The following is a 10,705-nucleotide window of genomic DNA, read 5'->3' as shown; positions in this document are numbered from 1 at the left end:
TGGCCACTCATGTCACCGGGATTGTGGCGGCAACGTGACATGACCGGCCACTCGCGCGTGACGGTCCTAACTGTGCCGCAGTGGCGCCGGGCTCCACAGTCCGCTGCGGATCGCGGTGCCCAGGTCCAGTCGGGCCGCTTCGGCGTTCGGGTACCACGGCGTGAGCCGCTGCAGCGAGCCCCAGTCCCGGAACCAGTCGTCACGCAGGTAGGTGGGCACGCTCGACGGCCGCAGCAGCAGCTCGGAGATGCCCAGCGGGCCCCCGCCGAGGTAGTCCATCACCGGCGAGTTGGCCTCGGCGCCGAAGCGGTCCGGCAGGATCCGCCACTTGGGTACCTCGGTGACGCCGTACTGGTGGGCGAACGGCCGCTGGCAGGGGAACGCCAGGCCCACCAGCCAGTCGAGCAGCACCGGGTCGGATGAGCCGACCACTTCCTGCAGCGTCCGCAGCTCGGGGATGCGCGGCGGGGTCACGGCGATCCAGTGCTGGGGCGCCAGGTCGTCGTCGGAGGCCACCAACCGGATCTGGGTGGCCTCGCGCGGGATGGCCGCCAGCGGTGCCCGCAGGTTGCGCCAGGCCGGGGCGGCGCCGACGTCGGCGAATCCGACACCGCCGCCCGGCTTGTTCTCGGCGGCCTGCGCATCGGTGGCCCACTGCACCACGACCTCACCCGGATCGAAGCGGCCGGCGGCCGAGACCACGAGCAGCGGACCGGCCTTGTCGCGGTCGGGCAGTCGGTACCAGGCCGAGCGCATGATCGCGGGCTGCTGGGTGCCGGCCCGCCAGCTGCCGAGCACCGGGGTGGTGGCCGGATCGAGTCCGTAGGGCAGCCGGGCCCGGGAGCCGTTGACCCCGGCGGCCGCGGTGGTGCCACCCTCGGTGCCCACCTCGCTGCCGGTCACGGTGCCCGAATCGGTGTCGGCGAAGTTGCCGGCGCCGGGCTGTTCCATCACCGGGTCGGCCGAGACGTCCGACGGAATGCCGTTGGGGCCGAACCCTTGTGCGGTGACGGCGCCGAGCGCCTGGCCGGCCGGTTCGCTGATCGGGGCCAGCATGCCGGCGTTCGCGTTCTCCTCGACCATCACGTCGCTGGCCAGCCCGCAGGATTTGCCGGTGACCGCCTCCAGGTTCGACCGCCCGACCGACCAGGCCGGGTACTGGTCGATCATCGCCAGGGTCAGGGAGACCACCTCGAACATCACCAGCACCCATGCGGCGATGGCCAGCGGTGATTGCACGATCCGCTGCCAGCGGCGCTGTGGCCCGTCCGGGGACTGGTCGCGGCCGCTGAAGTGGAACCACGCCGCCAGCAGCAAGGCCAGTATCGACAGGCCGAGCAGGATGGTGGTGAACCCGAAGTGCCACTCGGGGAACGAGTTCGACCACGGTACGCCGAAGTTGGAGACGTACCACCAGCCGTTGACCGTGGCGAAGGACAGTGCCACCACGAACAGCACGAGGGCGGCGAACATCGACCGGTTGCGGCGGGACTTCATGGCCGCGGCGGTGACCGCGACGGCGGCCAGGGCGCCGAGGGAGCCGGCCAGCCCGGCGAACACACCGAAGTGGTGGGTCCACTTGGTGGGGGTGAACATCATGGCCAAAAACGAGATGATCGTGATGCCGATGATTCGTCGGCTCGGTCCGGCCGCGGTGCCCGGAATGCGTCCCTTGCGCAGCGTCATCGCCACCGACACCGCCAGCGCCACCAGCAGGGTGAGTACCGCGAACCGCCGCGCCACCGAACCGTCCGGGCTCGAGGTGAACAACCGTGAGTAGCGGATGTGCTCGTCGAACCAGGCCAGGCTGGGGCCGACGGTGGACTTGAACGTGCTGGCCTGGATCTCGCCGGCCAGGGTCTGATCGCGGAAGATCAGGATGATCGTCACGGTGCAGGCGGCCAGGATGGGGGCGATCAGGGCCAGATGCCCGAACCGTGAAGTATGCCGGGCCACAATGGTTTTCAGCGGGCCGACGGCGACCAGCAGGGCGCCGACGGCGGCGATGCCGGTCGGCCCGGAGAACAGTGTCAGCGCGCCGATGATGATGGCGATGGCCACCGGCAACATGCGGTTGGTGGCGACGCCGCGCTCCACCGAACACCAGGTCAGCAGGATGCCGACGGCGATGATCGGCTCGGGACGCAGACCGTTGTTCAGCGGCAGCCAGAACGCCAGGAACATGCCCGCCGCGGTCCAGGCCGCGGCCCGTGAGGTCTTGACCGCCCGTCCGAGCCGGGGCAGCACTTCGCGGCTGATCACCCACCAGCAGGCCAGCGCCATCAGCAGGGTGGGCAGCCGCATCCAGACGCTGTTGGTGGAGACGTGCGCCCACAGCGCCAGCAGGTCGTAATACCAGCCGAACGGCGCCTCCGGGGTGCCGAACCAGCGGTAGTAGTTGGCCATGTACCCGGCGTGCTCGGAGACCCGGGCCATGGTCAGGATGTAGCCGTCGTCCGAGGTGTTGGCTCCGACGAAGTGCCACCACACCAGGACTGCGGTGACCAGCCCGTCCAGCGGGGTCATCGACCACCAGCGCGGTGGCAGGAAGCGGCGGTGCCGGACGCCGTCGGCGGTGTCGAGGCGATGCAGGGCCCCCAGCGCGATGACGGTCATCGCCACCCCGATGACCATCGCCAGCAGTTTGAGCAGTGTCGGGGCACTGCTGTAGCGCGAGTCGATGGTGGCCGAGAAGGTCAGCCCCTCGGGGGCGGGCCCGGACAGATCGGTGAAGACGCCGACGATCTGCGGGCGGAAGTCGTAGCCGCCGCGTTCGCCGCGCAGCGGGGCGTCGGGGTCGTCGGTGTCGCCGGTGGCGGCCTGGGTGAGGCCGACGAACTCGCCGGTCACCTTGTCGGCCCGCGCGGTGAAGGTCAGGTACTGGCAGGCCGGGCTGAGCACGGCCGCCAGCGGGGCGCTGACCACCGGGGTGTTGCGCACGATGACCAGCAGGTCGTTGTTGACCCGTTCGATCAGCAGCCCACGGTCCACGGCCTTGGGTGCCTGCTTGGGCACTGTGGACAACAGCACGGTGCGGGCGCGGTTGTCGGGCCCGGCCAGTCCGGCGGCGGCCTGGCACGGCACCGTGATGGACAGGTCGGTGGCGACGTAACCGATCAGGGGCGCGTTGACGCTCTGCCAGGTGCCGTTCTGGGGCCAGTTCAGTTCGGCGGTGGTCTGCTTGACCGGTAGCAGCGGTGTTGCCACAGCCATCAGCACGCCGAGCAAACCGGCGACGATCGCGATGAACCGCGCGGTCCGGTGATTGCTGCGCGTGGTGCCCTGCGGTTCCGTCACGGGCTCTGATGCTATCGGCGTGTCTGTATCGGAGTTAGTGGCCATCCGGAGTGGGCTTTCTGATCGCCAGGACGAACGGACCGATGTCGGTCACCTCGAAACGTGGATCGTCGAACAGTGCCGCGTCGAGCGCCACGTGGTAGCGGCGCACGTTGGGCTGGTTGGGATAGACGTCGGAGGCCAGGCGCAGTGTGTAGGTGTCGTTCGCGCCGTGTCTCATCAAGAACACCGTCGGCGCCTTCCACGGCATCTCGTCGAGGGCCGTTACGAACTGGTCGGCCTCGGTGAGTGTGGCCCAGCCTTCGATGGCCTTGGCGCGTTTGTCGAACTCGGCCAGCGGGTTGGCGTAGTGCGAGGTCAAGCCCTGGAACCCGTAGTAGGGGTAGTAGGACAGGAAGCTGTAGTCGGCGGTCAGCACCACGGTTTGGTTGCGCGGCACGCCGGTGACCTCGGCGATCTTGGTGTCGATCTCGCGGTAGTAGCGCTCGGCCCCGGGGGCCCGGCGGTCGGCGCGCACCCCGGTGCCGTCGGTGTCGGTGTAGGCCACGTTGATGTCGGGGCGCAGCACGTCGGGGATGTCCTGGCTGAACGTGACGGCGCCGATGGCGCCGACGGCGGTGGCCGCGGCGACGACTCGGCGCGCGGTCTCCGGTTGACGGCGCCGCGCGATCGCCTGCGTCGCCTCGATGAACCCGAATGCGCCCGCGGTGGTGAGCAGCACGGTGAGTGTCGGCTGCAGGCGGAACGACAGCAGGGTGGTGCCGGCCAGGGTGGTCAGCATCGACAGCAGCGACCAGGCGTAGACGGCGAGCACCGCGATGGCCAGCGCGCCCGCGCGCGTCGAAGAGCGGGCGCGGACCACCAGCCACAGCGTGCCGAGCATGCACAGGGCCCCGAGCAGGGTGAAGCTCAACATCGGGAAGGTCAGCTGGGCGCCGGCGTCGGGCAGGTAGTGCTGGGCGGTGCCCTTCTCGGCGGGTTGCCCGCGCAGCGCGGCCAGCAGGTAGGGGCCCCAGGTGATCAGGGCGATCAGCCCGGAGATCACCGCGATGACGGCCAGCCGCAGCAGCGGGTCGATCCGGCGGCGGGCGACGGCGAGTACCGCTGCCATCAGCGCCAGCGTGAATGCGCAGTAGGCCAGCAGCAGGGTGTAGAACAGGGCGGCGAAGCCGAGGAAGATCCCGACGCCGATGACGGCGGCCCACCCTCCGTTTCTGCTCTTGCCCCGAAGACCCGACCAGGCCAGCACGAACACCGGTGGCAGCAGCACGGTGATGATGGCCGCATACGGCTCGGTGGAGGCGTAGGCCAGCATGGCCGCGGTACTGGCGGTGGTGACGATCAGGGCGTATTCGAACCGAATCATGGCTGCCCACAACACAAATGCCAGGGCAACCGCGATGGTGATCGAGACGATGGACCACGGCTTGAACATCTCCCAGGCCGGGGTGCCGGTGGCCGCGGCGATGCGCCCGCCCATCCAGAACCAGCCGGCCGGATAGAACGGCGGCAGCCCGAAGTAGGTCATGTCGTGCAGGCCGGGCGTATCGGCCAGCCGGGTCAGGTATTCGGTGCGGAACTGCTGGTCGACCGACACCCCGAACAGGTACAGCTTGGTGGCGCCCAGCGGCATCGCCAGGGTGACCACCGCGAACGCCGACAGGAAGATCAGACCGGCCAACCGGGCCAGGGTGCGCCGGCCCCGGCGCCAGATCAGGCCGGCGGCGAAGATTCCGGCCAGCGCGCCCACCTGACCCACCGTGGTGAGCGCGTGCAGCTGATTGGAGGTGTTGTATGCCGGCCACTCCACCTGAGCGATCGCTGCGATCGACACCCCGGCCACGGCCGAGGCGAGCAGCACCGCGATCACCATGTGGCCGGCCACCCTGGCCGGTGTGCCCTGCATCAGATGGGAAGCTTGCGGAAGATGGACCGCGGGATGTGCCGCAACACCATCATCACGTAGCGGAACGCGCCCGGCGCCCACACCAGCTCCTTGCCCTTGGCCGACGCGGTGACCGCGAGTTCGGCGACGTATTCCTTGTCGACGGTCAGCGGCGCTTCCTTGACGTGTGCGCTCATCCTGGTGCGCACCTGCCCGGGGCGGATCACCAGCACCTTCACGCCGTATTCGCGCAGCGCTTCGCCGAGGCCGAGGTAGAAGCCGTCGAGGCCGGCCTTGGTGGAGCCGTAGACGAAGTTGGACCGGCGGACCCGCTCACCGGCGGCCGAGCTCATCGCGATGATCTGGCCGTAGCCCTGGGCCCGCATCTTCTCGCCGAGCAGCACACCCACCGAAACTGCTGCGGTGTAATTGATCTCTGCGATCTGCACGGCCTTGCGCTGGTTCTGCCACAGCTCTTCGGCGTCGCCCAGCAGGCCGAACGCCACGATCGCGACGTCGATGTCTGCGGAGGCGAATGCCTTGTCGATCACGTCGGGGTGGCTGCCGGTGTCCACCGCGTCGAAGTCGATGACCTCCACCGCGCTGGCCCCGGCATCGCGCAGCTGGGTCACCGCGTCGTCGCGGCCCGGATCGCCGGGCAGGGCGGCCAGCACGATGCGCGCCGATGCGTTGCGCAGATAGCGCTCGCAGATCGCCAGTCCGATTTCCGACGTTCCGCCGAGCAGCAGAATCGTCTGGGGATTACCTACCGCGTCGAACACCATCTAGCGCAGCTCCAAGCCTCGGGGACATCGTGACGAGGGTACCGTGCGGGCTCCCGCTCGACGCCGAACGCCCAGGCCGGCCACCGGGCCGACCTGGGCGTCCAGGTGCATTACCTCAGGCGGTCAGATCGAACCGGTCGGCGTTCATCACCTTGGTCCACGCCGCGACGAAGTCCTTGACGAACTTCTCCTTGGAATCGTCCTCGGCGTAGAACTCGGTCAGCGCCCGTAGCTGCGAGTTCGAGCCGAACAGCAGATCGACCCGGCTGGCGGTGTACTTCGGTTCACCGCTGTTGAGATCCTTGCCGACGTAGGTGCCGTCGTCGGCCGACGAAGGCTCCCACTTGATGCCCATGTCGGTGAGGTTGACGAAGAAGTCGTTCGTCAGCTGCCCCGGCCGCTCGGTGAGGACCCCGAGCTTGGTGCCGCCATAGTTGGCCTCCACCGCCCGCAGCCCTCCGATCAGCACCGTCATCTCCGGCGCCGACAGTCCGAGCTGGTTGGCCCGGTCGATGAGTTGGTACTCGGTCGGCACCTCCAGGCCCTTGCCGGCATAGTTGCGGAAACCGTCGGCCTTGAGTTCCAGCCAGGCGAACGATTCGACATCGGTCTGGTCCTGGGTGGTGTCACCGCGGCCCGAGGCGAACGGCACCTCGATGTCGTGGCCGGCGGCCTTGGCCGCCTTCTCGACACCGACGTTGCCGGCCAGCACCACCAGGTCGGCGAAGGACACCTGCACGCCCGCGCTCGACTGGATCTCCTCGAGTGTGCGGATCACCTGGGCCAGCTCGTCGGGTTCGTTGGATTCCCAGCCCAGCTGCGGCTGCAGCCGGATCCGGCCGCCGTTGGCGCCGCCGCGCATGTCACTGGCCCGGAACGACGACGCTGCCTTCCACGCGGTCGAAACCAGTTGCGGCACCGTCAGGTCCGAGGCGGCGATGGCGGCCTTGAGGGTCGCCACGTCGGCATCGGACAGCGTCTTCCCAGCCGGGACGACGTCCTGCCAGAGCCAGGTCTCCTTGGGCGCCAGGGGCCCGAGGTAGCGGGTGACCGGACCGAGGTCGCGGTGCAGCAGCTTGAACCAGGCCTTGGCGTACTCCTCGCGGAGTTCCTCGGGGTGATCCAGCCAGCGCCGGGTGATCTCGCCGTAGATCGGGTCGAACCGCATCGACAGGTCGGTGGTCAGCATCGACGGGTGGGTCCGGCCCTTGAGGTCCGCGGTCGGCACCGAGTTGGCCCAGCCGTTGTCCTTGGGACGCCACTGGTTGGCGCCCGCGGGGCTCTTGAACAGCTCCCACTCGTTGCTGTAGAGGATCTCCAGGAAGCTGTTGTCCCACTTGGTCGGAGTGTGGGTCCAGGTCACCTCGAGACCGCTGGCCACCTTGTCGTTGGGGTTGCCGGTCTCGTTGGGGTTACGCCAGCCCAGACCCATGTTCTCCAGCGGGGCGGCCTCCGGCTCGGGTCCCAGGATCTCGGCATCGCCGTTGCCGTGGGTCTTGCCGAAGGTGTGTCCACCGCAGATCAGCGCGGCGGTCTCGACGTCGTTCATGGCCATCCGGCCGAAGGTCTCCCGGATGTCGATGGCCGCGGCCAGCGGATCCGGATTACCTTCGGGGCCTTCGGGGTTGACGTAGATCAGCCCCATGGTCGACGCGGCCAGCGGGTTCTCCAGCCGGCGCCGGTCACCGTCGGAGCCGGCGTAGCGTTCCCGGGTGCCCAGCCACTCGGCCTCGGCGCCCCAGTAGATGTCCTCTTCGGGCTCCCAGTAGTCCGGCCGGCCGAACGCGAAACCAGCTGACTTGAAGCCCATGTGCTCCTGCGCCCGGTTGCCGGCGTAGACGATCAGGTCGGACCAGGACAGCTTCTTGCCGTACTTCTTCTTGATCGGCCACAGCAACCGGCGGGCGTTGTCCAGCCCGACGTTGTCGGGCCAGCTGTTGGTCGGGGCGAAGCGCTGCTGGCCCCGACCGCCGCCACCACGGCCGTCCTGCACGCGGTAGGTGCCGGCGGCGTGCCACGACATGCGGACGAACAGCGGACCGTAATGGCCGAAGTCGGCCGGCCACCAGTCCTGTGCTGTGGTCATCAGCTCGTCGAAATCGCGTTGCAGCTCATCGAAGTCGATGGTCTGCACGGCTTCGCGATAGTCGAAGTCCGGGTCGTTGGGGTCGATGATGTCGGGGTTCTTCTGCAGGATCTTGAGGTTGACCGCGTCGGGCCACCAGTCGCGGTTGCTGCCACCTTCGACGGGCCGCCTGATCATCATCGGGCAACCGCTCTCGGCGGGTTCGGTCTGTGCTTCGCCGATCGGAGGGTGGGTTTCGGCTTCGGCCATGATAAATCCTTTCCGGGGCTGACGGGTTAAGGGTTATCTGCTTGTAGCAGTGGAACATTCGGGGCATATGCCCCAGTAGATGACCTCGGCTTCATCAATCTCGAAGCCGTGGTCTGCTGACGCGGCCAGGCACGGGGCAGACCCGACCGCGCAGTCCACATCGGCGATCGCGCCACACCTTCGGCACACGACGTGGTGGTGGTTGTCGCCCACGCGCGATTCGTACCGGGCGACCGAGCCCGACGGTTGGATGCGCCGCACCAGCTGGGCTGCGGTCAGTGCATGCAACGAGTCGTACACGGCCTGGTGTGACACCTCGGGCAGTTCCTCGCGTACCGCACGGATGATCGTGTCGGTATCGGCGTGCGGATGTGCGTGGACCGCGTTCAGTACCGCCACCCGGGGGCGGGTGACTCGCATGTCGGCCCTTCGCAGCATCTGCTGGAAGTCCGTGGTTGTCGCCACGAGACCGAGTCTCGCCCCTTTTCTGGAATTAGTCAAGAAAAAGTTTTGGGGGCGAAACCCGTTTGGTTTCAGGGGCTTTTCGCGGGCATACGCCCTGTTCGGCGGCTAGACGAGCGCCAGTCGGCGGGCCATGTCCGAGATGAACACGCCGTCCGGGTCGACCTTGCGGCGTACTGCGATCCACTCGTCGATCCGCGGATACATGGCGTGGAAGGTCTCGGCGGTGGTGCGGGAGTCCTTCGCGGTGTAGAGCCTGCCACCGAATTCCAACACACGATGGTCGAGTTGGGTGAGGAATTCGCTGAGTCCGGCCTTGATCGGGAAGTCGACGCAGATGTTCCAGCCGGCGATGGGGTAGCTCAGCGGGGCCTGGTTGCCGGGGCCGAACAGCTTGAACACGTTGAGGAACGACACGTGACCACTGGCCTGGATGGCGCGGATGATGTACCGGAACTCGTCGAGGGCTTCGGTGGGCACGACGATCTGATACTGGGTGAAACCCATCGTTCCGTACGCGCGGTTCCACTCGCCGACCATGTCGAGCGGGTGATAGAACTGCGTCAGGTTCTGCACCTTGTCGCGGTACGTCTTGCCCATCCGGTACCACAGTGCGGTCATCGGCCCGAAGGTCAGCCGATTGGCCAGACCGTTGGGGAAGATGTCGGGTGCCGTGAAGTACTGCGGCGCATCGAATTTCAGCGGATTCTTCTGCAGCTTGGGCGGCAATTGATCCAGCTTGGCCAGGGATCCGCGCGAGATCACGGCGCGTCCGAGCTTCGGTGGGCCACTCATTGCGTCGAACCAGGCGCTGGAGTAGGTGTAGTTGGCTTCACTGCCGTCGCTGTGGAAGGCGATGGTCTCGTCGCCCGTCTCGGTCACGTCGCCGTCGGCGATGAAGTACGCGGTCTCGGTGGGCGTCATGGCGATCGTGGCGCGCAGGATGATGCCGGTCAGGCCGTTGCCTCCGACGGTGGCCCAGAAGATGTCGGAGTTCTCGCCGTCGGGGGTCAGGTGCAGCACCTCGCCGCGCGCGGTCAGCAGATCCATCGACCGCACGTGATTGCCGAAGCTGCCGGCGCTGTGGTGGTTCTTGCCGTGAATGTCGCTGGCAATCGCTCCGCCGACGGTGACCTGCCGGGTACCGGGCAGCACGGGCACCCACAGGCCCTTGGGCAGGGCCGTGCGCAGCAGGTAGTCGAGGTCCACTCCGGCGTCGACGTCGGCCAGGTGGGTGTCGGCATCCATGGAGTGGATGACGTTGAGCTTGGTCATGTCGATGACGAGCCCGCCGCCGTTCTGGGCGTTGTCGCCGTAGGAGCGGCCCAGACCACGGGCGATCACGCCCCGGCCCTTCTGTTCGGCAGCCCGCGTGACGGCCTTGACGATCAACTCGGGATCGCTGGTAGAGAGCACCTGTGCCACGGTCGGTGCGGTCCGGCCCCAGCCTGTCAGGCGCTTGGGAGTGGTCGGCAGTTCGGTAGTCGACATCGTCAGAGAGGGTACCGCGCGCCCCGACGCGATCCTCGCTGTTGCGGTCGCGATTGGCCCACGATTCACAGCAACTACCCAGTTATGATGGGTGAAACGGGAGGTCAGGGGGCCCGGTTTGCAGCTCAGCGATATCGACTCATGGAACGTGGGGGCGTTGCAGTCCATCGCGTTCGAGTTGCGCGATGAGCTGACCACGATCGAGGGGGTCGCGACCGACCTGGAGCTGATCTCGCGCCTGCCGGGTTGCGTCGTTCGGCCGATCTGACAGACCTGCGGGACAAACTGCGTAACGCGGCCGATGTGTACGAACGTCAGGACCACGAAGCCGGTGGTGCGCTGGATAGTTCGGTGGGCGGGGTCGACTGAACCCCGAGAGTGACGCATAGGTCGTTGGCGCGCCCGCAGCACGACCTCTGCGTCACGTTCGCGCAGTTGCCGGCCGGGCGC

The 10,705-nt window shown here is 67.8% G+C and carries 8 protein-coding genes; 2 read left to right on the top strand and 6 right to left on the bottom strand.

What is annotated here, in order from left to right; translation table 11 throughout:
* Window positions 1-66: 66 nt before the first annotated feature.
* From FR943_RS25285 to dprE1, 6 genes are all read right to left on the bottom strand, one after another.
* On the bottom strand, window positions 67-3,342 hold the full coding sequence (locus FR943_RS25285; RefSeq protein WP_218046171.1) for an arabinosyltransferase domain-containing protein: 3,276 nt from the start codon (window positions 3,340-3,342) through the stop codon (window positions 67-69).
* Window positions 3,332-5,203: a galactan 5-O-arabinofuranosyltransferase gene (locus FR943_RS25280; protein WP_217161063.1), complete on the bottom strand. Its 1,872-nt coding sequence runs from the start codon at window positions 5,201-5,203 to the stop codon at window positions 3,332-3,334. The genes FR943_RS25285 and FR943_RS25280 overlap by 11 nt, the downstream gene beginning before the upstream one ends.
* Complete coding sequence (dprE2, locus tag FR943_RS25275; protein WP_217161062.1) at window positions 5,203-5,967, bottom strand: decaprenylphospho-beta-D-erythro-pentofuranosid-2-ulose 2-reductase; 765 nt, start codon at window positions 5,965-5,967, stop codon at window positions 5,203-5,205. Before dprE2 ends, FR943_RS25280 begins: the two co-directional genes overlap by 1 nt.
* Window positions 5,968-6,082: 115 nt before the next feature.
* A complete protein-coding gene (gene katG, locus FR943_RS25270; protein ID WP_217161061.1) occupies window positions 6,083-8,302 on the bottom strand; it encodes a catalase/peroxidase HPI in 2,220 nt (739 codons plus the stop codon).
* Between the two features lie 33 nt (window positions 8,303-8,335).
* Window positions 8,336-8,740, bottom strand: a complete 405-nt coding sequence (locus tag FR943_RS25265; protein ID WP_218046209.1) for a Fur family transcriptional regulator — start codon at window positions 8,738-8,740, stop codon at window positions 8,336-8,338.
* A gap of 132 nt (window positions 8,741-8,872) precedes the next feature.
* Window positions 8,873-10,255 carry a decaprenylphosphoryl-beta-D-ribose oxidase gene (gene dprE1, locus FR943_RS25260; protein WP_217161059.1) on the bottom strand — a complete coding sequence of 461 codons (1,383 nt, stop codon included), beginning with the start codon at window positions 10,253-10,255 and terminating at the stop codon, window positions 8,873-8,875.
* Window positions 10,256-10,373: 118 nt separating this feature from the next.
* Between dprE1 and FR943_RS25255 the strand changes: the two genes are divergently transcribed.
* Window positions 10,374-10,523, top strand: a complete 150-nt coding sequence (locus FR943_RS25255; RefSeq protein ID WP_217161058.1) for a hypothetical protein — start codon at window positions 10,374-10,376, stop codon at window positions 10,521-10,523.
* A complete protein-coding gene (locus FR943_RS26905) occupies window positions 10,502-10,624 on the top strand; it encodes a type VII secretion target (RefSeq protein WP_372448241.1) in 123 nt (40 codons plus the stop codon). Before FR943_RS25255 ends, FR943_RS26905 begins: the two co-directional genes overlap by 22 nt.
* Window positions 10,625-10,705 lie beyond the last annotated feature (81 nt).

The organism is [Mycobacterium] fortunisiensis (assembly GCF_019050325.1).
Taxonomy (GTDB): domain Bacteria; phylum Actinomycetota; class Actinomycetes; order Mycobacteriales; family Mycobacteriaceae; genus Mycobacterium; species Mycobacterium fortunisiensis.
The sequence above is the reverse complement of the archived record's forward strand: the minus strand, read 5'-3'. Positions and strand labels throughout refer to the sequence as shown.